21 protein-coding genes are annotated in these 26,272 nt (G+C 72.1%); 14 read left to right on the top strand and 7 right to left on the bottom strand.

The window, feature by feature from the left end; translation table 11 throughout:
• Positions 1–95 precede the first annotated feature (95 nt).
• Complete coding sequence (locus ACGFYP_RS22825) at positions 96–1,178, top strand: sugar phosphate nucleotidyltransferase (RefSeq protein WP_393496438.1); 1,083 nt, start codon at positions 96–98, stop codon at positions 1,176–1,178.
• 186 nt (positions 1,179–1,364) lie between these two features.
• Complete coding sequence (locus ACGFYP_RS22830; RefSeq protein WP_393496441.1) at positions 1,365–2,384, top strand: DNA-3-methyladenine glycosylase family protein; 1,020 nt, start codon at positions 1,365–1,367, stop codon at positions 2,382–2,384.
• Positions 2,385–2,429: 45 nt separating this feature from the next.
• Here the strand turns inward: ACGFYP_RS22830 and ACGFYP_RS22835 are convergent, their stop codons facing one another.
• From ACGFYP_RS22835 to ACGFYP_RS22845, 3 genes are read right to left on the bottom strand one after another with little or no spacing between them, the layout of a single operon-like run.
• Positions 2,430–3,809: a coenzyme F420-0:L-glutamate ligase gene (locus ACGFYP_RS22835; protein WP_393496444.1), complete on the bottom strand. Its 1,380-nt coding sequence runs from the start codon at positions 3,807–3,809 to the stop codon at positions 2,430–2,432.
• Positions 3,806–4,762, bottom strand: coding sequence for a 2-phospho-L-lactate transferase (cofD, locus tag ACGFYP_RS22840; RefSeq protein ID WP_361961019.1), 957 nt, complete (start codon positions 4,760–4,762; stop codon positions 3,806–3,808). The genes ACGFYP_RS22835 and cofD overlap by 4 nt, the downstream gene beginning before the upstream one ends.
• A gap of 13 nt (positions 4,763–4,775) precedes the next feature.
• Positions 4,776–5,285, bottom strand: coding sequence for a cysteine dioxygenase family protein (locus ACGFYP_RS22845; RefSeq protein WP_361961017.1), 510 nt, complete (start codon positions 5,283–5,285; stop codon positions 4,776–4,778).
• Positions 5,286–5,961: 676 nt separating this feature from the next.
• Between ACGFYP_RS22845 and ACGFYP_RS22850 the strand changes: the two genes are divergently transcribed.
• The 3 genes from ACGFYP_RS22850 to ACGFYP_RS22860 all read left to right on the top strand — a co-directional run bounded on the left by ACGFYP_RS22850 (position 5,962) and on the right by ACGFYP_RS22860 (position 11,703).
• Entirely contained in the window at positions 5,962–6,225 is a 264-nt protein-coding gene (locus ACGFYP_RS22850; RefSeq protein WP_015033978.1) for a WhiB family transcriptional regulator, read from the top strand.
• 223 nt (positions 6,226–6,448) lie between these two features.
• On the top strand, positions 6,449–10,180 hold the full coding sequence (locus tag ACGFYP_RS22855) for a glycosyltransferase (RefSeq protein ID WP_393496451.1): 3,732 nt from the start codon (positions 6,449–6,451) through the stop codon (positions 10,178–10,180).
• Positions 10,177–11,703: a DUF5719 family protein gene (locus ACGFYP_RS22860; RefSeq protein ID WP_393496454.1), complete on the top strand. Its 1,527-nt coding sequence runs from the start codon at positions 10,177–10,179 to the stop codon at positions 11,701–11,703. Before ACGFYP_RS22855 ends, ACGFYP_RS22860 begins: the two co-directional genes overlap by 4 nt.
• Positions 11,704–11,806: 103 nt before the next feature.
• On the opposite strand, the gene ACGFYP_RS22865 is transcribed toward ACGFYP_RS22860, so the two are convergent.
• Positions 11,807–12,211 carry a metallopeptidase family protein gene (locus ACGFYP_RS22865; protein WP_361961279.1) on the bottom strand — a complete coding sequence of 135 codons (405 nt, stop codon included), beginning with the start codon at positions 12,209–12,211 and terminating at the stop codon, positions 11,807–11,809.
• A 470-nt stretch (positions 12,212–12,681) separates the two neighbouring features.
• Here ACGFYP_RS22865 and ACGFYP_RS22870 point away from each other — a divergent pair, with 470 nt between their 5' ends.
• The 6 genes from ACGFYP_RS22870 to ACGFYP_RS22895 all read left to right on the top strand — a co-directional run bounded on the left by ACGFYP_RS22870 (position 12,682) and on the right by ACGFYP_RS22895 (position 18,789).
• Entirely contained in the window at positions 12,682–13,110 is a 429-nt protein-coding gene (locus ACGFYP_RS22870; protein ID WP_393496521.1) for a DUF3499 domain-containing protein, read from the top strand.
• Positions 13,111–13,227: 117 nt separating this feature from the next.
• The gene (locus ACGFYP_RS22875) at positions 13,228–14,595 is read left to right on the top strand and encodes a phosphomannomutase/phosphoglucomutase (RefSeq protein ID WP_393496457.1); all 1,368 of its coding nucleotides are present in this window, start codon (positions 13,228–13,230) and stop codon (positions 14,593–14,595) included.
• Positions 14,596–14,813: 218 nt separating this feature from the next.
• Positions 14,814–14,996 carry a Trm112 family protein gene (locus tag ACGFYP_RS22880; protein WP_361961009.1) on the top strand — a complete coding sequence of 61 codons (183 nt, stop codon included), beginning with the start codon at positions 14,814–14,816 and terminating at the stop codon, positions 14,994–14,996.
• Between the two features lie 224 nt (positions 14,997–15,220).
• A complete protein-coding gene (locus ACGFYP_RS22885) occupies positions 15,221–16,402 on the top strand; it encodes an SIS domain-containing protein (protein WP_393496461.1) in 1,182 nt (393 codons plus the stop codon).
• 194 nt (positions 16,403–16,596) lie between these two features.
• Positions 16,597–17,748: a mannose-6-phosphate isomerase, class I gene (gene manA / locus ACGFYP_RS22890; protein ID WP_361961005.1), complete on the top strand. Its 1,152-nt coding sequence runs from the start codon at positions 16,597–16,599 to the stop codon at positions 17,746–17,748.
• Positions 17,749–17,814: 66 nt separating this feature from the next.
• The gene (locus tag ACGFYP_RS22895; RefSeq protein WP_393496465.1) at positions 17,815–18,789 is read left to right on the top strand and encodes a cation diffusion facilitator family transporter; all 975 of its coding nucleotides are present in this window, start codon (positions 17,815–17,817) and stop codon (positions 18,787–18,789) included.
• A gap of 305 nt (positions 18,790–19,094) precedes the next feature.
• Here the strand turns inward: ACGFYP_RS22895 and ACGFYP_RS22900 are convergent, their stop codons facing one another.
• The gene (locus ACGFYP_RS22900; RefSeq protein WP_393496524.1) at positions 19,095–21,065 is read right to left on the bottom strand and encodes a fructose-specific PTS transporter subunit EIIC; all 1,971 of its coding nucleotides are present in this window, start codon (positions 21,063–21,065) and stop codon (positions 19,095–19,097) included.
• A 501-nt stretch (positions 21,066–21,566) separates the two neighbouring features.
• On the opposite strand from ACGFYP_RS22900, the gene ahcY reads away from it, so the two are divergent.
• Both ahcY and ACGFYP_RS22910 read left to right on the top strand, forming a co-directional pair.
• Entirely contained in the window at positions 21,567–23,024 is a 1,458-nt protein-coding gene (gene ahcY, locus ACGFYP_RS22905) for an adenosylhomocysteinase (protein WP_393496468.1), read from the top strand.
• A 156-nt stretch (positions 23,025–23,180) separates the two neighbouring features.
• The gene (locus ACGFYP_RS22910; protein ID WP_393496471.1) at positions 23,181–23,807 is read left to right on the top strand and encodes a hypothetical protein; all 627 of its coding nucleotides are present in this window, start codon (positions 23,181–23,183) and stop codon (positions 23,805–23,807) included.
• A gap of 5 nt (positions 23,808–23,812) precedes the next feature.
• Here the strand turns inward: ACGFYP_RS22910 and ACGFYP_RS22915 are convergent, their stop codons facing one another.
• A complete protein-coding gene (locus tag ACGFYP_RS22915; protein WP_393496474.1) occupies positions 23,813–24,724 on the bottom strand; it encodes an RDD family protein in 912 nt (303 codons plus the stop codon).
• Between the two features lie 121 nt (positions 24,725–24,845).
• Here ACGFYP_RS22915 and ACGFYP_RS22920 point away from each other — a divergent pair, with 121 nt between their 5' ends.
• Positions 24,846–25,841 (top strand): stage II sporulation protein M, encoded by a 996-nt coding sequence (locus ACGFYP_RS22920; RefSeq protein WP_393496477.1) that lies wholly within the window; start codon positions 24,846–24,848, stop codon positions 25,839–25,841.
• 203 nt (positions 25,842–26,044) lie between these two features.
• Here the strand turns inward: ACGFYP_RS22920 and ACGFYP_RS22925 are convergent.
• Positions 26,045–26,272, bottom strand: a 228-nt coding sequence (locus ACGFYP_RS22925) for a hypothetical protein (RefSeq protein ID WP_393496480.1), incomplete at its 5' end; no start/stop codon positions are given.

The following is a 26,272-nucleotide window of genomic DNA, read 5'->3' on the forward strand; positions in this document are numbered from 1 at the left end:
CCATCTGCATAAACTGACCGGTCATATCGCCCGGACGAGCGAATCAAGCCAGACGGGCGACGAGACCGGCCCCGGACAGGAAGCAGAGACGACAGGTGACAGAAGCGATCCTCCTGGTCGGTGGCAAGGGCACACGGCTGCGGCCCCTGACGGTGAACACACCGAAGCCGATGGTCCCGGCGGCGGGCGTGCCGTTCCTGACGCACCAGCTGGCACGGGCCAGGGCGGCGGGCGTGGAGCACGTGGTCCTCGCCACCTCCTACCTGGCGGAGGTCTTCGAACCGCACTTCGGGGACGGTTCGTCGCTCGGGCTCAGCCTGGAGTACGTCACCGAGGAGGAGCCGCTCGGCACCGGCGGCGCGATCCGCAACGTCGCCTCGCGCCTGCACTCGGGCCCGGACGACCCGGTCCTCGTCTTCAACGGCGACATCCTGACCGGCCTGGACATCCGCGCGCTCGTCGCCACGCACGACGCCTCGGGCGCGGACGTCTCGCTGCACCTGACCCGGGTCGAGGACCCGAGGGCGTTCGGTCTGGTCCCGACGGACCCGACGGGCCGGGTCACGGCGTTCCTGGAGAAGCCCCAGACGCCCGAGGAGATCGTGACGGACCAGATCAACGCGGGGGCCTACGTCTTCCGCCGCTCGGTCATCGACACGATCCCGACGGGCCGCCCGGTCTCGGTGGAGCGCGAGACCTTCCCGGAGCTCCTGGCCACGGGCGCGCACCTGCAGGGCCTGGTGGACTCGACGTACTGGCTGGACCTGGGCACCCCCCAGGCCTTCGTCCGCGGCTCCGCCGACCTGGTCCTGGGCCGCGCCCCGTCCCCGGCGGTCCCGGGCCGCTGCGGCGACCGCCTGGTCCTGCCGACGGCCCGCGTCTCCCCGGCCGCCAAGCTCACGGGCGGCACGGTCGTCGGCGAGGGCGCGCAGGTCGGCGAGGGCGCCCGCATCACGGGCTCGACATTGCACGAGGGCGCGGTGGTGGAGCCGGGCGCGGTGATCACCGACTCCCTGATCGGCGCGGGCGCCCGCATCGGCGCGCGTACGGTCCTCACGGGCGCGGTCATCGGCGACGGCGCCCACGTGGGCCCGGACAACGAACTCCGCGACGGCATCCGCATCTGGTGCAACACCACCCTCCCTCCAGGCGCAGTCCGCTTCTCCTCGGACCAGTAGCCGCCCCGCTGCGCGGCCCGGCGCCCCGTTCGGACGCGACGGCCGCCGACGGCGGGCGCGGCCCACGGGAGGACCCGCACCTCTGTGTTCTGAGTCGCACGGGTGGTGCGGGTGGGAAACACAAGCCCGGCCGGAGGCCGGGCGCACCACCCGCCGGGCGGCACCCGCCCGGCTACGCTCGTACACATGGCCGGCCGCTACGCACCCCGCACCCCCACGACCCGCACCACCGTTCGCGGCGGCCACATCCCCGTACCCGCCTCGCGACAGGCCGCTCCCGCCGCCGGAGCCACCCGCCGCTGGACCCCCGACGCCCCCACCGACCTGGGCCTCACGCTCGGCCCCCTCCGCCGCGGCGTCGGCGACCCCACCTTCCGTACGACCCCCGACGGCTCCGTCTGGCGCGCCACCCGCACCCCGGAAGGCCCCGGCACCCTCCGGGTGGCCCTCCGCCAGGGCACGGCGGAGGCCGAAGCATGGGGCCCCGGAGCGCAGTGGCTCCTCGACCGCCTCCCCCAACTCCTCGGCGCCGACGACGACCCCGCCGCCTTCGTCCCCCGCCACCGCCTCCTCGCCGCCACGCACCGCCGCCGCCCCGGCCTCCGGCTGACCCGTACGGGCCTGGTGATGGAGGAGCTGATCCCCTCGATCCTGGAGCAGAAGGTCACCACGGACGAGGCCTACCGAGCCTGGCGCCTGCTGGTACGGAAATTCGGCGAACCCGCCCCCGGCCCCACCCCCGGCTCCGGAGACCAGCACCGCCTCCACATCATGCCCGACCCCCGCACCTGGTCACTGATCCCGTCCTGGGAGTGGCACCGCGCCGGCGTCGACGACAAGCGCGCTGCCACGATCCTGCGCGCCGCCAAGGTCGCCCGCCGCATGGAGGAAGCCGCGGCCATGGAACCCGAACAGGCCCAGCAACGCCTTGAGTTGATCCCGGGCATCGGCCCCTGGACCTCGGCCGAGACGATCCAGCGGAGCAATGGCGCCCCGGACGCGGTGACCGTCGGCGACTACCACCTGCCCGGCATCGTCGGCTACGCCCTCGCGGGCGACCGCACCACCGACGACGCGGCCATGCTCGAACTGCTCGCCCCGTACGCGGGCCAACGCCACCGCGCGGCCCGCCTCATCCTCCTCAGCGGCCGCACCCCACCGCGGAGGGCACCGCGCATGACCCCGGGCAACATCGCGGCCCTCTGAGCCCCCCGAGCCCCCAGCCCCCCGAGCCCCCCGGGCGCCGCCGCACTACCGCACCTCGATGAACCGCCCCGCCTGCCGCGCCGGCCGTTCCTTCGGTGGTGCCGCCGCGTGCCCGACCGCGACCGCGCCCATCGGGTCCCAGTCCTCCGGGAGCTCGAGGACCTCCCGTACGACGTCACGGCAGAACATCGTCGAGGAGACCCACGCCGACCCCAGCCGCTCGCCCGCGAGGGCCACCAGGAAGTTCTGGACGCCCGCGCCTGCCGCGACCACGAACATCTCGCGCTCGGCGGCGTCCCGGCGCGGGTCGCCGTAGTGGTGCGAGCCGTCCGTCACGAGACACGGCACCACCAGGTACGGCGCGTTCCGCAGCACGTCGCCGCGGCGCACCCGCTTGGCGACGGACGCCTCCGACTTGCCGTCCCGCCGCAGGTCCGCGATCCACGCGTCCCGCATCGCGTCGAGGAGCCGCACCCGCGAGGCCTTCGACTCCAGGAGCACGAACCGCCACGGCGTCGTGTGGTGCGGCGCCGGGGCCGTGACGGCCGCCGCGACGGCACGGCGCACGGCCCCGGGGTCCACGGGCTCGTCGGTGAACTCCCGGACCGTACGCCGCAGGGTCACCGCCTCCCGTACCGCCTCCGACGTCCCGAGCCGGAACATGTCGTCGGCCGCCCCGCGGACCAGCGCCCGCGCGCCCTCCTCGGCGGAACCGTCCACGACGTGCGGCAGCCCGCGCACGACGGCGACCGGCAGCCCGCTCGCCTTGCCCTTCACCAGGTCGCCCGCGGCGGCGAGCTCGTCGGCCGTGGCGACGACCGTGGCGCTCAGCGGATTGCCGTACGCGTCCGTCCCGCCCCGCAGGTCGTCGAGGACGCGCACGCCGGCCGCGCCGATGGCCACGTCGGTCAATCCGCTGCGCCAGGGCCGCCCGAAGGTGTCCGTGACGACGACACCGACGTCGACGCCGAGGGCGTCCCGCAGTCCGTCCCGTATCGCGCGGGCCGAGGCGTCCGGGTCGACGGGCAGCAACAGGACCGTCCCGGCAGGGGTGTTGGAGGCGTCGACCCCGGCGGCGGCCATGACGAGCCCCTGCCGGTTCTCGACGATCCGCAGCGATCCGCGCCGCGCCACGACCCGTACGGTCTCGGCGTCGATCGCCTCCTCGCGGTCGTCGGCGGCGATCACCCGCCCCTCGGCCTTGCTCACGATCTTGGAGGTGACGAGCAGGACGTCCCCGTCCTCGAGCCCGGGGGAGACGGAGGCGATCAACTTGGCGAGATCGTCCCCGCCCTTCACCTCGGGCAACCCGCCGAGCGCCCACACCCGATACCCGGGCGCCTCAGCGGCCTGCCCGTCGAGGGCGTCGCCGTCCGCGGGACGCGCAGGACGCGCGGGACGCGCGGGACGCGCGGGACGTGTCATCCCCGGACCTCCTCCGCCAGCGCCAGCGCCTCGCGCGCCATCGCCGCCGTCGCGTCCAGGTCCGTCATCATCAGCGGCACCGCCCGGCAGCGGATCCCCGCCGACTCGACGTCCTCCACCACGCCCGCGTCGACCGTGTCGACCAGCCAGCCGTCGAGCAGCCCCGAGCCGTAGTGCCGCGCCACCGCGGAGGCCGTGGACTCCACGCCCACCGCCGCGAGGACCTTGTCCGCCATGCCCCGTACCGGAGCGTCGCCGACGATGGGGGAGAGGCCGACCACCGGCACGTCCGCCTCGGCGATCGCCTCACGGATGCCCGGCACGGACAGGATCGTGCCGACCGACACGACGGGGTTGGACGGCGGGAACAGGATGACGTCCGCCTCCGCGATCGCCTCCAGGACGCCCGGCGCCGGCTTCGACGCCTCCGCGCCGACGGCCACCACGGCCTGGGCGTCCACGGACGCCCGCAGCCGCACCCAGTACTCCTGGAAGTGCACCGCCCGCGACTCGCCGTCGATCTCGACGGCGACGTGCGTCTCGACGCGGTCGTCGGACATCGGAAGCAGTCGCACGCCCGGCTGCCAGCGCGCGCACAGCGCCTCGGTGACCGCGCTGAGCGGATAGCCCGCGCCCAGCATCTGCGTACGGACGATGTGCGTCGCGAAGTCGCGGTCGCCGAGGCCGAACCACTCCGGCCCCACCCCGTACGCCGCGAGCTCCGCCTTCACCGTGAAGGACTCGTCCTCACGGCCCCAGCCCTGCTCCTCGTTGATGCCACCGCCGAGGGTGTACATCACCGTGTCGAGGTCCGGGCAGACCTTCAGCCCGAAGAGATGGATGTCGTCACCGGTGTTGCCGACGACCGTGATCTCCGCGTCCGGCGCGGCCTGCTTGAGGCCGCGAAGGAAGCGGGCACCACCGATGCCACCGGCCAGAACCACAATGCGCATGTGGATCAGTGTGTCAGGCCGGTACGACACCGGGGGAGATCGGGGCGCACTGCGCCTGCCGGGACTCGTGCATGGGCATCTCGGTGAGGCCCGGGTAGTAGACGTGCAGGCTGACCGCCGGTTCGAGGGAGTCGTTGACGACCTCGTGGACGTACCCGGGCGCGAAGACCCGCGTCGCGCCCCCGTCGAGCTTCCGTACGCCCCTCTCCGTACGCTCCGTCAGCTCGCCCTGAAGCACGGTCAGTACGCCTGACGAGGCGCCGTGGTCGTGCAGTCCGCTGCCCTGCCCGGGCACCCAGGAGAGCAGCCAGACCTCGTAGCCGGGGCCGGTGCGCAGCCGGTGGTACCAGCGGGTGGTGGCGTCGTACTCGACGTGCGGGGCCCACTGCGCGCGGTCGGCGGCGATGGAGTGGGCGAGGCCGACGAACTCGGCCACGGTGGCGGGGTGCTCGCGGGCGGGCTGCAGGAGGTGGGGGACCTCGAGGATGTCGCCGGCGATCTGAAGGTCGCTGTCGCTGTTCATGGGTGCGGTGGTTCCTCGGCAGTAACAGAAGTCGTGCAGGGGGGTCACACGGGAGTCGTGCAGGGGGTCACGCGGGGCAACGCGGGAAACGCGGGTGACGCGGAGAGAAGGCGCTGGAGCTCGGGGGCATCAACAGCTGGAACAGCAACAGCAACAGCGCGCCTGGACAGCGCGGCGGAACCCACGGGCGTGGGTCGCGGAGGGCGCTGAGGTCGCTGGCATGCCACCAAAGGTGACGGGCGGGCCACCCGACTGTCAACCCAATGCCCGTTTTGGGGGTAATGTTTCACCTCATCCGGTTACAGCGCCCGGAGAAAGGTTTGTGCAGCCGCTGAGCGGGAGACATGGCGCAACATCCGTGCCCGTAAACGCAGCTGAGGTCCTGTGATCAGACTGTGATCCGGATCGCTTCCGTGGCTGGATCGCAACAAGATCCACGCTCCGGACGTCTCTCTCTGCGAGAGGGGACGGTGTGGCCAGGCCAGTGGCATGTGTCAGGTTTTTGGTGATTTGAACACTTTCCGCATAGCCTTGGTTCCGCAGAGTGAATACCGGGCCCAATAGCAGATTCCGGCTTGACTCGCACAGAGCACGAACTTGTAATTTCACTCGTGTCGTTCGGCCGGAATCGGTAACGGCAACATCACGGGGACGCGAAGACAGACGAGGGGCGCACATGACCGAGTTGTTCCAGGAACTGCTGGTCGAGGACGCGGACGAGGAACTCGGCTGGCAGGAGCGCGCGCTGTGCGCCCAGACCGATCCCGAGTCCTTCTTCCCCGAGAAGGGCGGCTCGACCCGCGAGGCCAAGAAGGTCTGCCTCGCCTGTGAGGTCCGCTCCGAATGCCTGGAGTACGCCCTCCAGAACGACGAACGATTCGGGATCTGGGGCGGTCTGTCCGAACGCGAACGCCGCCGCCTGAAGAAGGCCGCCGTCTGACCCGACGCCCGGCCCGACGCACGACCCGGCGGCTTCGGCACTCACCCGCCGAACCACCCGCCCTCCGAACCACCCACACCCGTACACATCGAACGGTCCGCCCCCTGTGCTCTGTCCACAGGGGGCGGACCGTTTTCTTGACAGCCGTTAGTGTGGGGCCCCGTCCGAGACGCACCCACGCCCCCCGCGGGCGACCCCCCCCGGCCGGAGGGCCCGTACCTCGATGTCCTCAACTCCTGAGTTTCCGCGACACGTCGTCACCGCCGTGCTCGTCGCCCACGACGGCGCCCGCTGGCTGCCGGACGCCCTCGCCGGGCTGCTCGCGCAGGAACGCCCCGTGCAGAACGTCGTCGCCGCCGACACCGGCAGCGCCGACGACTCCGCGCGGCTGCTCGCCGAGTCGATCGGCGCCGACCGCGTGCTGCACCTGGCCCGCCGTACGGGCTTCGGCGCCGCCGTCGAGGAGGCGGCCCGCACCGCCCCCGTGCTCGGACCCGAGGAACTCACGTATCTGAAGCGCCCCAGCGGCTGGGACCCGGTCAGCAGGACCTGGAGCGACGAGGCGTACGACCTGCCCGAACTCCCGCACGGCGAGCCCGTGCAGTGGCTCTGGCTGCTCCACGACGACTGCGCCCCCGAGCCCGACGCCCTCACCGAGCTCCTGCGCGTCGCCGACGCGGACGCGTACGCCGCCGTCGTCGGACCCAAGCTCCGCGGCTGGTACGACCGCAGGCAGCTGCTCGAAGCCGGCGTCTCCATCGCCCGCAGCGGCCGCCGCTGGACCGGCCTCGACCGTCGCGAGCAGGACCAGGGCCAGCACGACCAGGTCCGCTCCGTCCTCTCCGTCTCCAGCGCCGGCATGCTCATCCGCCGCGACGTCTTCGAGGAGCTCGGCGGCTTCGACCGCCGCCTGCCCCTCATGCGCGACGACGTCGACCTCTGCTGGCGCGCCCACGCCGCCGGCCACAGCGTCCTCGTCGCCCCCGACGCCGTCCTGCGGCACGCCGAGGCCTCCGCCCGCGAACGCCGCACCGTCGACTGCGCCGGCCGCTCCGTCGCCAACCCGCACCGCGTCGACAAGGCCGGCGCCGTCTACACCCTCCTCGCCAACAGCCGCGGCGCCACCCTGCCGTACGTCCTGATCCGGCTGGTCCTCGGCACGCTCCTGCGCACCCTCGCCTACCTCGTCGGCAAGGTCCCCGGCCAGGCCGTCGACGAGGTCATGGGCCTCTTCGCCACCCTGCTGCGCCCCGAGAAGATCCTCGCCGCCCGCAAGCGGCGCAAGAACCCGGCAGTCGCCGCGAGCGAACTCCGCCCGCTCTTCCCGCCGCCCGGCGCCACGATCCGCGCCGCCGCCGAACAGGTCGTCGCGAACTTCGGCGGCTCCGACGCCGATTCCGGCGGCTCGCGGCACGGAGCCGTCGAAACCGGCCCAGGCGGCGACGACGCCGACTTCCTCGAAGTCGAGCAGTTCGCCCGGCTCAAGAAGATCGCCCGCAAACCCGGGCCCGTCCTCTTCGCCCTCCTCCTCGTCATCGCCGTCGTCGCCTGCCGCGGCCTCTTTGGCGGCGGCTCCCTCGCCGGCGGCGTCCTGCTGCCCGCCCCCGACACGGTCTCCGAGCTGTGGGGACGGTACGCGGACAGCTGGCACGCCCTCGGCGCCGGCGGCACCCAGACCGCACCGCCGTACCTGGCCGTCCTCGCCGGACTCTCCACCCTCTTCCTCGGCTCCACCTCCTTCGCGCTCACCGTGCTGCTCGTCTGCTCGGTCCCGCTGGCCGGCTTCACCGCCTACTTCGCCGCCCGCCCGATCGTCGAGTCCGCGCTGCTGCGCGCCTGGGGCGCCATCGCGTACGCCTTCCTGCCCGCCGCCACCGGCGCCCTCGCCGCCGGCCGCCTCGGCACCGCCGTCCTCGCGATCCTGCTCCCGCTCATCGCCCGCGCCGCCGTCGCCGCCCACGGACTGACCGGCGGCATCGGCGGCTCGACCCGCGGCAGCTGGCGCGCCACCTGGGCGTACACCTTCCTGCTGACGTTCACGATGGCGTTCACGCCGATCGTCTGGCCGATCGCCGTCGTCCTCGGCCTCGCCGTCCTCGCGCTGCGCCGCGACGACATCGCCGCCTACGGCCTGCGCTTCCTCGCCACCGTCGGCACCCCGATCCTCGTCCTCGCCCCCTGGTCGCTCTCGCTGCTGACCAGCCCCTCCGCCTTCCTGCGCGAGGCAGGACTCGACATCCGTACGGGCACGGCCTCCGCCCTCGACCTGCTCGGGATCAGCCCCGGCGGCCCGGGCACCACCGGCGGCCTCCTCCTCATCGGCATCGTCCTCGCCGCCCTGGCCGGACTGCTGCGCGAGGAGCGCCGGTTCGCCGTCCTCGCCGCCTGGACCGCCGCCCTCGTCGGCCTCCTCTTCGCCGCGCTCTCCAACGGCGCCGACGGCACCGGTTGGGCCGGCCCCGCCACCCTCGTCTACGGCACGGCGCTGCTCGCCGCCGGCATGATCGGCGCCGAGTACGGACGGACCCGCGTCGCCGCCCACGGCTTCGGCTGGCGCCAGCCGGTCGCCGCCCTCATCGCGCTCGCCGCCGCCCTCGGCCCGGTCGTGGCCGCCGTCGGCTGGATGATCGGCGGTGCCGACGGCCCGCTGACCCGGCGCGACCCGGTCCAGGTCCCGGCGTTCGTCGCGGAGGAGAGCGACACCGACGACCAGCCCCGCACCCTCGTCCTCGGCGGCACCTCGCCGGGCGAGGTCGCGTACACCCTGGTCCGCGGCTCCGGCGGCCGCCTCGGCGACGCCGAACTGGCCGCGGAGGCCGGCGGCGACGCCCGCCTGGACAAGGTCGTCGCCCACCTCGTGGCAGGCTCCGGCGCCGACCAGACCGAAGAGCTCAGCGGCTTCGCGATCCGCTACGTCCTCGTACGGGACGGGGCGCCGCGCGAGATGGGCCGCGTCCTCGACGCCACCCCCGGCCTCAGCCGGCTCAGCCAGCTCGACGGCAGCGCCCTCTGGAGCGTCGACCGTGAGCGCGTGGTCGCCCGCGCCACCATCGTCCCCGCCGCCAAGAGCGGGACGAAGGGCGAGACGGGGGCCGACGCGCAGGCCGACGCGGGGGCTTCCGACGCGGCGGCCAAGCCGGTCGCCGTCGCCGCGGGACCCGTCGAGGCGCACACGAAGATCCCGGCCGGCCCCGCCGGCCGCGTCCTGCGCATCGCCGACCGTGCCGACGAGGGCTGGACCGCCACCCTCGACGGCAAGGAGCTGAAGAAGACCACCGTCGACGGCTGGGCGCAGGGCTTCGAACTCCCCGCCGACGGCGGCAGGCTCGACCTCACGTACGACCAGCCGCTCACCCACACGCTGTGGATCTGGACCCAGGTCGGCCTCGCCGTCGTCCTGCTCGTCCTCGCCCTGCCCGGGCGGCGCCGCGAGATCGACGACGACCTGCCGGACGAGGAGGTCGTCATCCCCGCCCAGGCGATGGAGGGCGACGGCCGCCGTGCCCGCCGCCTGCGCGCGGCGGCGGAAGCGGAAGCCGAAGCCGCTCAGCAGCAGGAGCAGGACCAGGTCCAGGGGTACGAGCAGGGCCGTGACCAGGAAGCGGAGTTCGAGCCCCAGCCCCAGCCTCAGGGCTTCGCCGAGCCCGTCCCCGTACCGCAGGAGCAGCCGTACGCCGCCGAGGAGTGGCAGGGCCGGCAGGACCAGTACGCCCAGCAGGGCTACTACGCGCAGCCCCAGCAGTACGCCGACTACGGCACCGACCCGTACCAGCAGCAGTACGACCAGTACCCCCAGCAGGGCTACGACCCGCAGCAACAGCAGCAGTACGAGCAGTACCAGCAACAGCAGCAGGGCTACGAGCAGCAGCAGGGTTACGAAGAGCCGCAGGCCTACGACCCGTACGCGTACGGCTACGAGACCGAGCAGCGTCCCGACGGGAGCAGCAACCAGTGAAGCGGACCACCCTCTCCCTGATCGCGGCCGCCACCGCCCTCGCCGCCGTCACCGGCTTCGCCGCCCTGACCGCCCCCGACGGCTCCACCTCCGTCGGCGCCAAGGCCCCGGCGAAGCTGCCCGTGGAGCGCTCCAGCCTGCTCTGCCCGGCGCCCAGCAGCTCCGAGCTGGCCGAGACGGACTACACCTCGTACACCCCGGGGACCACCGGCAGCGGTTCCTCCACGGCCGCCGCCCAGGCCTCCCCCGCCACGGCCCAGCTCAAGGCCGCCCCGACCGCCGCCACCCCCGGCGGCACCACGGCGAAGAAGCCCGGCGCCGCCAAGGCCCCGGCGACCGTGACCCAGCCCGGCAAGCCCGTCGCCGCCGAGGCGAACGGGCCCACCGCCCCCGCCCTGACGGGTTCGGCCACCGGCGGCCTCGCGCCCGGCTGGACCGTCCAGCAGACCACCGTCGTCACGGCGGGCGGCGCGCGCGGTCTGCTCGGCGTCACCTGCACCGCGCCCGACACGGACTTCTGGTTCCCGGCCGCCTCCACGGCCAAGGGGCGCCAGGACTACGTCCACCTCACCAACCCCGACGACAGCGCGGCCGTCGCCGACATCGAGCTCCACGGCCCCGAGGGCGCGCTGAAGTCCCAGCTGACCGAGGGCATCCCCGTCCCGGCCCACTCCACCGTCCCCGTCCTGCTCTCCACGCTCACCGGCGAGGCCCCGGCGGCCGACCTGACCGTCCACGTCACCACCCGCAGCGGCCGCGTCGGCGCGGTCGTCGGCGCCGCCGACGACAAGCTCGGCAGCGACTGGCTCCCCGCCTCCGCCGACCCGGCCGGCACCGCCGTACTGCCCGGCATCCCGGCCGACGCGACCTCGGTGCGCCTGGTGGCGTACGCCCCCGGCGAGAACGACGCCGAGCTGAAGATCCAGCTGGTCGGCGAGACGGGCACGATCGTCCCCGCGAGCGCGCAGTCCCTGCACGTGAAGTCGGGCATGACCGCGGCCGTCGACCTCCCGGACCTCACCCGGGGCGAGACCGGCTCCCTGCTGCTCAGCCCCTCGGACCCGAAGAAGTCGACCCCGTTCGTGGCGGCGCTGCGCGTCACGCGGGGCAAGGGCGACAAGCAGGAGGTCGCGTTCATCCCGGCCACCGCCGCGATCGGCACCCGCGCGACCGTCGCCGACAACCGCGCGGCGGGCTCGACGCTCTCGCTGACGGCGCCGGGCGAGGCGGCCCAGGTCAAGGTCACCGCCTCGGCCGGTACGGGGGGCGGCACGCCGGTCTCCAAGACCGTCACGGTCAAGGCGGGGACGACGACGAAGGTCACCGACCTGGTCCCGGCCGGCCTCAAGGGCTCCTACGCCCTGACGGTCGAGCGGGTCTCCGGCGGCCCGGTCCACGCGTCCCGCCTGCTGGCGGTCCCGGAGGACGGCATCCCGATGTTCACGGTCCAGACCCTGGTGGACGACCGCGGCACGGTCGCGGTCCCGACGGCGAAGCAGGACCTCTCGGTCCTGGACGACTGAGGGACGGCCGCACGCCCGGGCCGGTCACCCGGACCGGGCATCAGCCGGGCCGTACGGGCATCAGTCCCGCCGGGTACGGGCATCAGTCCCGCCGGTACGGGCGTCAGTCCTGCCCGTACCGAGGATCGACGGACTCGGGGGAGAGGCCCAGCAGCTCCGCCACCTGCTCCACCACGACCTCGTGGACGAGCAGCGCCCGTTCGTCGCGGCTCTTCGAGCGGATCTCGACGGGCCGCCGGTAGACGACCACCCGGGCGGGGTCGTCCTTCGCCGCCGGAGCGGAGCCGCCCAGCGGCACCGCCTCGCCGGGCGCGGCGGGCGGCACGTCGAGCACCATGAACTCGACGTCCGCGAGCTGCGGCCAGCGCCGCTCCAGGCGCTCCACGGAGTCGAGGACGAGGTCGCGGAAGGTGTCGGACCGGCTCGTGGACAACGGCACCTGCGGCGGGGCGACGGGCCCCCGCATCCCGCGGCCATGACGGTCACGACGGCGCGTCCGGGGCTCCACCGGATCGGGGCGTGCCTCGGCGGTGCCGGACTCGGCGGTGCCCGGCTCGGCGGGGCCGGACTCGCCCGCGCGGGACCCGCCCGGGAGAACTTCGCCCGAGCGGGGCTCGTTCACCGGGGAGTCGCCCGTGTGGGACTCGGCCGAGCGGGACGAGGGACGCGGCGGCACAGGACTGTCCATCACTGACGCAGCGTAACTCTCCTCGGTGTTCCGTGACCGTGGTGCACACGTGCCACCTCGGTGTCGCCCCCACCCGGTCTGTCGATACTTGAACATTCCAGCCAAGCGCGGGCTCGATTCCATAGGTTCCCGCGATCGGCCATCTGGCCGTGGTTGACCGGATTCCCGTCGGACGTTGTCCGGATCGACCGCCGTCCCCACCCCCGTTCCCCTCCTTACGCGCAGGTCAGGACGGCCGCTCGAAGACGGTCCGTGTCCGAGGTCACACCGCGACACGGTGGAGTGACGTGGTGGAGAGTCGTCGCGGCCCGCTCAAGAGTGCGGTACCGTCCAACGTCGTGAGCCCTGTACGTCGCTGTTCGCGCACCGCGTGCGGCCGCCCTGCCGTCGCGACACTGACGTACGTCTATGCCGACTCGACTGCGGTCCTCGGCCCGCTCGCCACCTACGCCGAGCCCCACTGCTACGACCTGTGCGCCGAGCACAGCGAGCGCCTCACCGCGCCACGCGGCTGGGAGGTCGTGCGGCTCTCCGACGGCTCCGCCCCGTCCCGCCCCAGCGGTGACGACCTCGAAGCCCTCGCCAACGCGGTACGGGAGGCGGCACGCCCCCAGGAACGCGCGGCGGAGGCCGGCGGCAAGGGCGGCGGTCGCGGCGGAGACCCCGTGGAGGTCGGCCGCCGAGGCCACCTGCGCGTCCTGCGCTCCCCGGACAACTGATTCCGGTCCCCGCCGCGAAGGCGCTCTGCCCTCCCACGCACGGCCCCCGGTAGGTTGGGCCTCCGTACACGCGCCGCACGCGCGTGCCGATGCAGGCGTATTCAGGAGGGTTGTTCCGTGGCTGCTGATCTGTCGCAGATCGTGAAGGCGTACGACGTCCGCGGGGTGGTGCCGGATCAGTGGGACGAGACGCTCGCGGAGCTGTTCGGAGCCGCGTTCGTCCAGGTGACGGCCGCGGACGCGATCGTGATCGGCCATGACATGCGGCCCTCGTCGCCGGGCCTTTCGGGCGCCTTCGCCCGTGGCGCGGCCCGGTCCGGCGCCGACGTCACCCTGATCGGCCTCTGCTCGACCGACCAGCTCTACTTCGCCTCCGGCAGCCTGAACCTGCCCGGCGCGATGTTCACCGCCTCCCACAACCCCGCCCAGTACAACGGCATCAAGATGTGCCGCGCGGGCGCCGCCCCCGTGGGCCAGGACACGGGCCTCTCCGAGATCCGCGCCCTGGTGGAGCAGTGGTCGCGGCAGGGCGCGCCGGAGGCGGCCGCCACGGCCGGCACGATCACCGAGCGGGACACGCTGAAGGAGTACGCGGCCCACCTGACGGGACTGGTCGACCTCACCGCGATCCGCCCCCTGAAGGTCGTCGTGGACGCCGGCAACGGCATGGGCGGCCACACCGTCCCCACCGTCTTCGAGGGCCTCCCGCTGAACCTCGTACCGATGTACTTCGAGCTCGACGGCACGTTCCCGAACCACGAGGCCAACCCGCTCGACCCGGCCAACATCGTCGACCTCCAGGCCCGCGTCCGCGCCGAGGGCGCCGACCTGGGCCTCGCCTTCGACGGCGACGCCGACCGCTGCTTCGTCGTCGACGAGCGCGGCGAGGCGGTCTCCCCGTCCGCGATCACGGCCCTGGTCGCCGCCCGCGAGCTGGCGAAGAACCCCGGCGGCACGATCATCCACAACCTGATCACCTCCTGGTCGGTCCCCGAGGTCGTGCGCGAGAACGGCGGCGTGCCGGTCCGCACCCGCGTCGGCCACTCCTTCATCAAGGAGGAGATGGCGAAGACGGGCGCGATCTTCGGCGGCGAGCACTCCGCGCACTACTACTTCAAGGACTTCTGGAACGCCGATACGGGCATGCTCGCGGCGCTCCATGTCCTGGCCGCCCTCGGTGGCCAGGACGGGCCCCTGTCGGAGCTGGTCTCCTCGTACGACCGCTACGCAGGATCGGGCGAGATCAACTCCACGGTCGCCGACCAGTCGGCCCGCGCGGCGGCCGTCAAGGCGGCGTACGCGGACCAGGACGGCATCACCATCGACGAGCTGGACGGCCTGACGGTGGCGGCGGCGGACTGGTGGTTCAACCTCCGCCCGTCGAACACCGAGCCACTCCTCCGCCTGAACGTGGAGGCCCGCGACGAGGCCACCATGACCAAGGTCCGCGACGAGGTCCTGGCCCTGGTCCGCGCGACGTCCTGACCCTGGTCCGCGCGACGTCCTGACCGACCGTCCCCGCCGGGGAACGACGCGGACGGCCGGGGAGTGTCGTCACACTCCCGTGTGCCCGGCGGGGCCCGCCCGACGGGCGGACGACGCTGCTTCGACGACACTCCCCAGCCGCGCCGCCCGTTCCCCGGCGGTAGGCTGACCTGGCCCAAAGGGCAGCACCACCATTCGTCTGTTCGAAGGGACACCTCATGCCGCTCGAAGCCGGCCTCCTGGAGATCCTGGCCTGCCCGGCGTGCCACGCGCCGCTGAACGACCGCACGGCGGCCGACACCCCCGAACTGATCTGCACCAGCCCCGACTGCGGCCTCGCCTACCCGGTCCGCGACGGCATCCCGGTCCTGCTGGTCGACGAGGCCCGCCGCCCGCAGTAAGCCGCAGCCGCCGACGGCGAGTCACCACCCACAGGTGGGCCGTCAGCCGACCTCGGAGTTGCACGGGTGGTGCGGGTAGGAACACCAAGCCCGGCCGAAGGCCGGGCGCACAGGACCTCGCACCATCCACGGACCCGCACCCGCACGCCAGGCCCACACGCCCCGCACGCAGCCGCACGTCCCCGCACACCACGAGCCCGCCCCGTACCCGGAGGCACCGCCCCATGCTCGACGAGACCCTCCTCGACGCCCCGGACGCCCTCGCCCTCGCCGACCGCCGCAGCCTCCTCCGCGGCGCCGCCGAAGCCGGCGCACGCGTGCGGACCGCCGCCCGGCACGCCACCGAAGCCGGAATCTCCGAGCTCAGCCCCGAGGGTCGCCCCCGCGCCGTCCTCGTGGCCGGCCCCGGCACCGCCGCCGCAGGCGTCGCGGACCTGGTCGGCGCCCTCGCCGGCGCCGCCGCCCCCGTCATCCGCCTCCAGCCCACCGGCGTAGCGCCCGCCGCCGGCGCCCTGCGCTGGGCCCTGCCCGGCTGGGCGGGCTCCGTGGACCTCCTCCTGATGCCGACCACCGACGGCTCCGAGCCCGGCCTCGCGCTCCTCGCCGAGCAGGCGTACCGGCGCGGCATCACGGTCGTCGCCGTCGCCCCCAAGACCTCCCCGCTCGCCGAGACCGTCAGCGCACCCCGCGGACTGCTCGTCCCGATGGCGATGGCCCCGCACGAGAGCCCCGCGGAGTACGAGGAGACCCTCGGCGCGGGACCCGGCGCGCTGTGGGCCCTGTTCACCCCGCTCCTCGCGCTGCTCGACCGCGTCGGCCTCGTCGAGGCCCCGTCCGAGATGCTGGAGAAGGTCGCCGACCGCCTGGACCACACGGCCGAGCGCTGCGGCCCGGCCATCGCCACGTACAGCAACCCGGCCAAGACGCTCGCCGCCGAGCTCGCCGACTCGCTGCCGCTGATCTGGACCGAGGGCGACGCCGCCGGCCCGGTGGGCCGCCGCTTCGCGGCCGTCCTGGCCGAACTGGCCGGCCTGCCCGCACTCGCCGCCGAACTGCCGGAGGCCCTGCCCGCCCACGGCGTCCTGCTCGCGGGTGACTACGCGGCAGGCGCCGACCCCGACGACTTCTTCCGCGACCGCGTCGACGAACAGCAGGCCCTGCGCGCCCGGGTCGTCCTGCTGCGCGACCGCCCGGCCGCCGCGGGCGGCCTGACGGCCGCACCCGCGGCCCGCGAACTGGCGCTCAGCCACGGCACGGCCATCAGCGAGCTGGAACCGCTGGTGCCGGAGGACGCGCCGGGCGAGGCCGGCGAACTCCTGGAGATCCTGGCCGAACTGCTGGCGGTGACGGACTTCGCCGCGGTCTACCTCTCCCTGGCCTCGGCCGGCATCGCACCCCCGTCCTGAGGCACCCGCACAAAGCCACCCGCACAAAGCCACCCGAACACCCACCCGCACAAACCAACCCGCACAAACCCACCCGCACAAGGCCACTCGTACACACACCCACCCCGTCACGACGCCGCCACGTCCCAGACGCCCCCACCGCCACTTCCATCACGCAGCCCGCACCACCGCACTGAGGAAAGCTGGAAGGCTCCATGGACCGCCTCGTCAACACCGTCCGCCCCTACGCCTGGGGCTCCACCACGGCCATCCCGGAACTCCTGGGGACCCCGCCCACCGGCGAACCCCAGGCCGAGATGTGGATGGGGGCCCACCCCGGCGCCCCCTCCCGCACGGAGCGCGGACCGCTCAACGAGGTCGTCGACGCCGATCCCGTACGCGAACTGGGTGCGCCGGCCGTCGAGAAGTTCGGCCCGCGCCTGCCCTTCCTCCTCAAGCTGCTCGCCGCCGGCGCCCCGCTCTCCCTCCAGGTCCACCCCGACCTCGCCCAGGCGAAGGCCGGATTCGCCGCCGAGGAGGCGGCGGGCGTCCCGATCGACGCGCCGCACCGCAACTACAAGGACGCCAACCACAAGCCCGAACTGATCTGCGCCCTGACGCCGTTCAACGGGCTCTGCGGCTTCCGCGACCCGGTCGAGGCCGCCGACGCGATCTCCGCGCTCGGCGTCGACTCCCTCAAGCCGTACGTCGACCTGCTGCACGCCCACCCCGAAGAGGCGGCGCTGCGCGAGGTCCTGACGGCCCTGCTGACCGCCGACCCGGCGGAGATGGCGCACACCGTCACCGAGGCCGCGGCCGCCGCCGACCGTCTGGGCGGCGCCCACGCCCCGTACGCCGCGCTCGCCCACCACTACCCGAGCGACCCCGGCGTCATCGCCGCCATGCTGCTCAACTTCGTCCAACTCCAGCCCGGCGAAGCCCTCTACCTCGGCGCGGGCGTCCCGCACGCCTACCTCGACGGCCTCGGCGTCGAGATCATGGCCAACTCCGACAACGTCCTGCGCTGCGGCCTCACCCCGAAGCACGTCGACGTCCCGGAGCTCCTCAAGATCGTCCGCTTCGAGCCGACCGACCCGGGCGTCCTGCGCCCCGAGGCGTCCCCGTCGGGCGAGGAGGTCTACGACACCCCCATCGACGAGTTCCGCCTCTCCCGCTTCGTACGGGCCGAGGGCGCGGCCCCCACCGACGTCACCGCCACCACCCCGCAGATCCTGCTGGCCGTCGCGGGCCGCCCGAAGGCGGGCGAAGTAACCCTGGCGCCGGGCGAGTCCGTCTTCGTACCCGCAGGCGAATCGACCGAACTGTCCGGTACGGGAACGGTCTTCCGCGCCACCGTCGTCGCCTGATGCAACAATGACCGGCCGAATGGCGGCAGCAGTGCCGGAGTACCGACGAAGGGAACACGTACACCCATGAGCGCGTCAGGCGGAACCAAGGCGATCGTGGCGGCGCTCGCCGCGAACCTAGCGATCGCGGTAGCCAAGTTCGTGGCGTTCCTCTTCAGCGGTTCGTCCTCGATGCTGGCCGAGAGCGTCCACTCGCTGGCCGACTCGGGCAACCAGGGTCTGCTGCTGCTCGGCGGCAAGAAGGCGAAGCGCGAGGCGACTCCGCAGCACCCCTTCGGCTACGGCCGCGAGCGCTACATCTACGCCTTCCTCGTCTCGATCGTGCTCTTCTCCGTCGGTGGCATGTTCGCCATCTACGAGGGCTACGAGAAGATCAAGCACCCGCACGAGATCGAGGCCTGGTACTGGCCGGTCGGCGTCCTCGTCTTCGCGATCATCGCCGAGACCTTCTCGTTCCGTACGGCCATCAAGGAGTCGAACGAGATCCGCGGCGGGCTGTCGTGGACCCAGTTCGTCCGCCGGGCGAAGGCCCCCGAGCTGCCGGTCGTCCTCCTGGAGGACCTCGGCGCGCTCGTCGGCCTCTTCCTCGCCCTCGGCGGCGTCGGCATCGCGCTCCTGACGGGTGACGGCATCTGGGACGGCATCGGCACCCTCTGCATCGGCATCCTGCTCATCGCGATCGCGATCATCCTCGCGGCCGAGACCAAGTCGCTGCTGCTCGGCGAGGCCGCGGGCATCGACCAGGTGAAGCTCATCGAGGATGCCGTCGTCGACGGCGAGACGGTCACGCGCCTCATCCACATGCGCACGCTCCACCTCGGCCCGGAGGAGCTCCTCGTGGCCGCCAAGGTCGCCGTCCGCCACGACGAGACGGCCACCGAGGTCGCAGCCGCCATCAACGCGGCCGAGGACCGCATCCGCGCCGCCGTCCCGATCGCCAGGGTCATCTACCTGGAGCCGGACATCTACAGCGAGTCGGCAGCAGCCTCAGGCCAAAACCCGGCCAAGTCCCCGGGCGCCACCCCGACCCCGGACCACTGACGCCGGGCGGTCCCCCTGGAACAAAGTCCTAGGGCGTGTTTCGAAAGTAGCGCCGTCTGCCCGAAGGGCAGGCCTGGCGGCGTCTGGTGCGTGCGATCGCAAGGCGGAGGGTCGCCCCGATACTGGATGTATCGGGGTGATCCCGACAACGCGGCGAGCGTGCGTGCCAGGCGTCGCCAGGCAGGCGGGACTTTCGAAACACGCCCTAGGGGGAGGGGCACAACCCACGACGAGCGGCGCCGCTTCCAGGCCCCGCACGACAGGGGCCCAGGTCACCAAGACCCGGGCCCCTGTCGTATGCGTGCCTACTCGACCTCGCCGAGCACCCGAAGGACCTCCGCCTCGTCCGCCGCGCCAAGCAGCCGCTCCCGGAACCCCGAATCCATCAGCTTGCGCGACAGCATGGCCAGAATCCGCAGATGCTCATCGCCGGCGGCAGCCTCCGGCACGGTGATCATGAAGATCAGCCGCGCCTTCGTCCCGTCCAGGGAACCCCACTCCACACCCTCGTCCGACCGTGCGAAGCCGACGATCGGCGCCGTCACGGCATCGGTCTTGGCGTGCGGGATGGCGATCTCCTCGCCGAGCCCGGTCGTGCCCTGCTCCTCCCGCGCGAACGCCGCCCGCACGAGCCCGTCGAGGTCCGCGACCTTCCCGGTCGTGGCGAGCATCGCGGCCATCTCCCGGATCGCGGCGTCCTTGTCGCCCGCGGAAAGTCGCACCTTCACGGTCTGCCCCGTCAGATACCCGGACAGCACCTGCTCGGGTACGGGGGCTACGGGAGCAGGCACATCCGCAGCCGAAGCAACCCCACCCCCAGGAACCCCACCCGCAGCAACGGGAACGGGAACGGGAACGGCAACGGCAGGTGGAACAGGAACAGAAACCGGAACCCCACCCGGCACAAGCACCCCCACACCGCCACCCCGATTCCGCCGCTCCCGGATATCGATCAGCGCATTCGTGGTGAGCGCGGTGACCGCCGTGCCGACGGCAACGGCCAGGAAGAACATCGGTACACCGCCCACCGCACCGAGCACCGCGACGATCGGCCCGCCGTGCGGCACCGCGTCCGTCACCCCGGCCATGCCCGCGATCGCACCGGCGACGGCGCCACCGAGTATGTTCGCGGGGATCACCTGAGCCGGCCGAGCCGCCGCGAAGGGGATCGCACCCTCGGAGATGCCGAACATGCCCATGAAGAGCGAGGCCATTCCGGTCTCCCGCTCCTGCTCCGAGTACAACTTGCGCCGCATCAGCGTCGCCAGGCCCTGGCCGAGCGGCATCACGGGGATGGCGGCGGCGCACATGCCCATGACGGTCATGTTGCCCGTGGCGATGAGCCCCGCGCCGAAGAGGAACGCCGTCTTGTTGACCGGCCCGCCCATGTCGAACGCGATCATCAGCCCCAGAATCGCGCCCAGCAGAATCGCACTCGTCCCCGTCATCCCGCCGAGCCAGCTCGTCAGATGCTCGAAGACCCAGGAGATCGGCTGCCCGATCACATGGATGAAGAACAGTCCCAAGGCCGTAGTCGCCACGATGGGGATCACGATGATCGGCATGATGGGCCGGACGAACTTCGGCACACGGACCTTCTTGATCCACAGCACCAGATAGCCGGCGAGGAAGCCGGTGACGATCGCTCCGATGAAGCCCGCGCCCGCCTCGGAGTGGTACAGCGAACCGTCATTGGCGATCCAGCCGCCGATCATGCCCGGCACGAGCGCGGGCCGGTCGCCGATCGCGTAGGCGATGTAGCCGGACAGGATCGGCACCATCAGCTTGAAGCCGATGACACCGATGTTGTTGACGTCCATCCAGAAGGAGTCCTTCGGGATGACCAGTCCGTCGGGGGTCGCGTGCCCACCGATGGCGAGCGAGATCGCGATCAGCAGCCCGCCGACCACGACGAACGGAATCATGTACGAGACACCGTTCATCAGCGCCTTGTAAGCAATACTCCGCTCCTTCCCACCACCACTCACCGGCTCGGCGGCCGTACCCCCACCCCCAGGCCGGTACACAGGCGCACTCCGCACCTGCTCGATCAGCCGCTCCGGATGATGAATCCCCTCGGCGACTCCTACAGCGAGCACCCGCTTCCCCACGAACCGACTGCGGTCCACATCCTTGTCGGACGCGATGATGATCCCGTCCGCGTCCCTGACATCGTTGTCAGTGAGTACGTTCTCGGCCCCGATGGATCCTTGCGTCTCCACCTTGATCTCGACGCCGAGCGCCTGCGCGGCCTGCGCCAGCTTCTCCGCCGCCATATAGGTGTGGGCGATACCGGTCGGACAGGCGGTCACCGCGAGCAGCCTCACCTGCCGCCCCTCACTCGCTGGACTGGTCACAGGCTTCTCCTCGCACTCGCTGCTGGTTCCCTGCCGGATCCCCCGCTGGTTCTACAGCGGGCGATCCGCCGGGTCCCCCGCTGGTTCCCCAGCATCGTGCCTCAGATGGCAACGCTGTCAAAAGTGCGTAAGGCCCCGGATACCCGGGCCACAGGGCCCGCTGTCGAGGCAGGATCCGGCCGATCCCCGCACCAGGCGGACTGTGGGTCGCCCCGGTGATCGGTGTAGATTCGTGACCAGCCAGACGTCGCTGCTGATGGCGGTCGGGCGGTCCCTTCGAGGACCGGCCGAGGGAGAGAGGGCCTCCGACGACTGCACCGTGTGAGAGCTCGGGCATTCGTGTGCCCGCGCCACCTCATGTCGCGGTGTCAGGCGCGCCCGATCGACCCTCGAAACCGATCCACGAGGAGCAGCCCAGTCATGACGACTGCCGCCACCCAGCAGGACTTCAAGGTCGCCGACCTTTCCCTGGCCACCTTCGGCCGCAAGGAGATCACCCTCGCCGAGCACGAGATGCCCGGCCTGATGTCGATCCGCCGCGAGTACGCCGAGCAGCAGCCGCTCGCCGGCGCCCGCATCACCGGCTCCCTGCACATGACCGTGCAGACCGCGGTCCTGATCGAGACCCTGGTCGCCCTCGGCGCCGAGGTCCGCTGGGCGTCCTGCAACATCTTCTCCACCCAGGACCACGCCGCCGCGGCCATCGCCGTCGGCCCGACCGGCACCCCCGAGGCCCCCGCCGGCGTCCCGGTCTTCGCCTGGAAGGGCGAGACGCTCGAGGAGTACTGGTGGTGCACGGAGCAGGCCCTGACCTGGCCGAACACCCCCACCGGTGGCCCGAACATGATCCTCGACGACGGTGGTGACGCCACCCTCCTCGTCCACAAGGGCGTCGAGTTCGAGAAGGCCGGCTCCGCCCCGGACCCGTCGACCGCGGACAGCGAGGAGTACGGCTACATCCTCCGTCTCCTCAACCGCACCCTCGGCGAGAACCCGCAGAAGTGGACGCAGCTCGCCTCCGAGATCCGCGGCGTGACCGAGGAGACCACCACGGGCGTCCACCGCCTGTACGAGATGCAGCAGGCCGGCTCCCTCCTCTTCCCGGCGATCAACGTGAACGACGCCGTGACGAAGTCGAAGTTCGACAACAAGTACGGCTGCCGCCACTCCCTGATCGACGGCATCAACCGCGCCACGGACGTCCTCATCGGCGGCAAGACCGCCGTGGTCTGCGGCTACGGCGACGTCGGCAAGGGCTGCGCCGAGTCCCTCCGCGGCCAGGGCGCCCGCGTCATCGTCACCGAGATCGACCCGATCTGCGCGCTCCAGGCGGCGATGGACGGCTACCAGGTCGCGACCCTGGACGACGTCGTCGAGACGGCCGACATCTTCATCACCACCACCGGCAACAAGGACATCATCATGGCGTCCGACATCGCCAAGATGAAGCACCAGGCCATCGTCGGAAACATCGGCCACTTCGACAACGAGATCGACATGGCCGGCCTGGCCGCGACCCCCGGCATCGTCAAGGACGAGGTCAAGCCGCAGGTCCACACCTGGACCTACCCCGACGGCAAGGTCGTCATCGTCCTCTCCGAGGGCCGCCTGCTGAACCTCGGCAACGCGACCGGCCACCCGTCCTTCGTGATGTCGAACTCCTTCGCGGACCAGACCCTGGCCCAGATCGAGCTGTTCACGAAGCCGGAGCAGTACCCGACGGACGTCTACGTGCTCCCGAAGCACCTGGACGAGAAGGTCGCCCGCCTCCACCTCGCCTCGCTCGGCGTGAGGCTCACGACCCTCCGCCCCGAGCAGGCCGCCTACATCGGCGTCGAGGTCGAGGGCCCGTACAAGCCGGACCACTACCGCTACTGATGCCGACACCGACGGCGCCCGTGCACTGACGCACGCCCGTCGCCCGCACCCGTAGAGGAATCAGGCAGGCCCCCGCACCCCCGTGTCGGGGGCCTGCCCCGTCCGACCGGCCCGAACCCGGGCCTACCGCCGCCCCACGAAGCACCCCGAGGACCCATGCCCCGCGGCCGCTATTCGCTCCATGATCCGCACGATCACACCCCCCTCGGCGAAGAACACTTCAACTGCGCGCCCGGCCCCTCCGGCTGGCGCTACGTCTCACAGACCACCACCCCCTCGGGCGACCACGCCGGCTCCGTCGACCTGGCCATCGACGAACTCGGCCGCCCCCTCCGACTCGAACTCCACGCCGCGAGCTGGCAGGTCCGCGGCGCCGCCCTCGACGGCGTCACCTGGGTCCGTACGGACCCCACCGGAACCCACGCCACCGAAGGCAATGTGCGCGCCCACGCCTTCACCGGCACGTCCCCGGCGTTCCTCGTCGCGATCACACGACTGCTGCGTCTCACCCCCAATTCCCCCGCGACCCGCGTCCGGCTCGTCGCCTTCACGGATCCCGTGCTCGCCCCCCTCACGATCGACCAGTCCTGGGCCCTGGTGAACAGTGAAGCGCACGCCACTGACAACGGCCGTCTGATGGTGGACGAGTACCAGGTCAACGCCCTGGACACGGGCGAACAGCACACGGTTCACATCACCGGCGACGTGGTCCTGGCAGCCCCCGGCATCGAACTGGAATCCCTCGACACCCCGCCGTCCGTCTTCCCCGACGCCCAGATCTAAAGGCCCTAGGCCGGCGGCGCGAACCCGGTGGAACGCGGAGGTTCGACGGCAGGCGCCCCCGAAGAAGCCGCCCCGCCGGACGGAACGGCCGGAGAGCCACCGACAGAAGGGGAAAACGGCCCCATAGCCATGCCTGTCCCCATCCCCATGTCGGTTGTCGCCGGGGCAACAGGGGAGAAGGCCCGCCGGGCGTCCCGCGCCTGACGCTCGCCGACGACACCGGCCAGATAGGCGTCCGCCGGCACCCCGGCAGGCGGCGGAGTCCCCGTCCGCGCGACCAGCTCGTCGGCCAGCCGCTCCGCGATCCGCCGGCCCACCTCCGGGTCCAGCTGCCGCGCCCGCGTCAGGTACTGCCGTATCTCCAGCCACAGTCCGTCCGGCACGGCGGAGAGATCCAGCTCGGTGAAGCGCCCCACGAGCCACGGCGGGGGAGGAGGCACGAACGCGGTCCGCGCCGCCGGCACCCGCTCCCGTACGACGAGCGTCCCGGCGAAGACATCGCCGAGCCGCCGCCCCCTGGCGGACACGAGCGAGGCGATACAGGCGACGACCCCGAAGGTCAGCAGGATCTCCACGACCCCCATCGCGCCCCGCACCAAGGCGTGCCGGAACCGGATCGGTCCGCCGTCGTCCCGCACCACCCGCAGCCCGCAGGCCATCTTCCCCAGCGACCGCCCGTGCGACAGCGTCTCCACGGCGATGGGCGCCCCCACCAGCACGAGCAGGAACGTGGCGATCGACATGGCCATCCGCGCGGCCTCGTCGAGCGAAGCCGTGGCCATCGTGAGCCCGACCGAGACGAGAACGAAGACCGTCCACACCACCAGCAGATCGAGGAACAGCGCCAGAGCCCGGCTCGGCAGCCGCGCCGGCTGCAACCCCAGGACGACGGCGTCCCCCGTCACGACCCCGCTCACGGCACCCACCCTTCTCCGACCTACCCCGGCCCCTCGGTACGACAGTCTGCCAAGCTGACCCGCAGCGCGCCGCAGTAGTACGGACCCGTACGCACCCAGTGCCCTGGAGCAGCAGCCGATCATGGACCTTGACGTCTACGTCACCGCCCACCGCACCGAGTGGGACCGCCTCGAACACCTCCTGCGCCGCGGCGGCAAGCTCACCGGTGCCGAGGCCGACGAGCTCGTGGCCCTGTACCAGCGGACGGCGACGCACCTCTCCCTGATCCAGTCCAGTGCCCGTGACCCCCTGCTCACCCAGCTCGTCGCCCGCGCCCGAGCCACCGTCACCGGCACCCGCCGATCCTCCTGGCGCGACGCGGTCTCCTTCCTGACGGCAGGATTCCCGGCCGCCGTCTACCGCTCCCGCCACTGGTGGATCCCGACGGCCGTCCTCTCCACCCTCCTCGCGGTGATCATCGGCTGGTGGATCGGTACGCACCCGGAGGTCCAGTCCGCCATCGGCGCCCCCGCGGAACTGCGCGAGATGACCCGCCCGGGCGGCCAGTACGAGACGTACTACTCCAGCAACCCGGCGGCCTCGTTCGCCGCTCAGGTCTGGACGAACAACGCCCAGGCCGCCGCCATGTGCCTGGTCCTCGGCGCGTTCCTGGGCATCCCGGTGCTCTGGATCCTCTTCCTCAACATGCTGAACGTCGGCGTCGCCATCGGCCTCATGTCCGGCGCCGGCCGCCTCGACATCATGCTGGGCCTGCTCCTCCCGCACGGCCTTCTCGAACTGACGGCGGTCTTCGTCGCCGCCGGCACCGGCCTGAAGCTCGGCTGGACCGTCATCGACCCGGGCCCGACGACCCGCAGAGCAGCCCTGGCCAAACAGGGCCGCGCGGCCGTCGGCATGGCCATCGGCCTCGCCGTCGTCCTGTTCCTCTCGGGCCTCATCGAAGGCTTCGTGACCCCGTCGGGCCTCCCGACCTGGGCGCGCATCACGATCGGCATCGCCGCCGAGCTGGCATTCCTCGTCTACGTCTACGTCCTGGGCGGCCGCGCTGCCCGCGCGGGTGAGACGGGCGACCTCGACGACGCGGACCGCAGCGCCGAGCTGCCCACCGCCGCCTGATGTGCGTACGACCCCGCTGACCTGCTAGTCTCCTCTTCGCCCACAAAAACCGTTGACACGGTGCGCGTGGGGAGGTAGATTCAAACGGTTGCCTCGGACTGGACAAGTCCGGTGGCGGCCGACTAGAATCTCTCTCGCTCCGGTCGGAATTCGATTTCCACGGAGCCACCCCGATTCCTTATTCGAATCACGAAAGCCACCGATTAGGTCGGCCGGAATGAATCTGATAAAGTCGGAATCGCCGGAAAGGGAAACGCGAAAGCGAAGAACAGCCCGGCAGCCCGCTCCAGCGGGTGGCAGAAACGGGAAATCGGATCTGCTAAGCTGGAAACACGAAAGACCGAAGGGAAAAGCCCGGAGGAAAGCCCGAGAGGGTGAGTACGAAGGAAGCGTCCGTTCCTTGAGAACTCAACAGCGTGCCAAAAATCAAC

The sequence above is a fragment of the Streptomyces sp. NPDC048370 genome, assembly GCF_043200825.1.
Classification (GTDB): Bacteria; Actinomycetota; Actinomycetes; order Streptomycetales; family Streptomycetaceae; genus Streptomyces.

Coding starts and splice junctions, on each gene's coding strand:
- ACGFYP_RS22830 (WP_393496441.1), top strand. CDS start 1,365: ATGGCCGGCCGCTACGCACCCCGCACCCCCACGACCCGCACCACCGTT.
- ACGFYP_RS22835 (WP_393496444.1), bottom strand. CDS start 3,809: ATGACACGTCCCGCGCGTCCCGCGCGTCCCGCGCGTCCTGCGCGTCCC.
- cofD (WP_361961019.1), bottom strand. CDS start 4,762: ATGCGCATTGTGGTTCTGGCCGGTGGCATCGGTGGTGCCCGCTTCCTT.
- ACGFYP_RS22845 (WP_361961017.1), bottom strand. CDS start 5,285: ATGAACAGCGACAGCGACCTTCAGATCGCCGGCGACATCCTCGAGGTC.
- ACGFYP_RS22850 (WP_015033978.1), top strand. CDS start 5,962: ATGACCGAGTTGTTCCAGGAACTGCTGGTCGAGGACGCGGACGAGGAA.
- ACGFYP_RS22855 (WP_393496451.1), top strand. CDS start 6,449: ATGTCCTCAACTCCTGAGTTTCCGCGACACGTCGTCACCGCCGTGCTC.
- ACGFYP_RS22880 (WP_361961009.1), top strand. CDS start 14,814: ATGCCGCTCGAAGCCGGCCTCCTGGAGATCCTGGCCTGCCCGGCGTGC.
- ACGFYP_RS22885 (WP_393496461.1), top strand. CDS start 15,221: ATGCTCGACGAGACCCTCCTCGACGCCCCGGACGCCCTCGCCCTCGCC.
- manA (WP_361961005.1), top strand. CDS start 16,597: ATGGACCGCCTCGTCAACACCGTCCGCCCCTACGCCTGGGGCTCCACC.
- ACGFYP_RS22895 (WP_393496465.1), top strand. CDS start 17,815: ATGAGCGCGTCAGGCGGAACCAAGGCGATCGTGGCGGCGCTCGCCGCG.
- ACGFYP_RS22900 (WP_393496524.1), bottom strand. CDS start 21,065: ATGGCGGCGGAGAAGCTGGCGCAGGCCGCGCAGGCGCTCGGCGTCGAG.
- ahcY (WP_393496468.1), top strand. CDS start 21,567: ATGACGACTGCCGCCACCCAGCAGGACTTCAAGGTCGCCGACCTTTCC.
- ACGFYP_RS22910 (WP_393496471.1), top strand. CDS start 23,181: ATGCCCCGCGGCCGCTATTCGCTCCATGATCCGCACGATCACACCCCC.
- ACGFYP_RS22920 (WP_393496477.1), top strand. CDS start 24,846: ATGGACCTTGACGTCTACGTCACCGCCCACCGCACCGAGTGGGACCGC.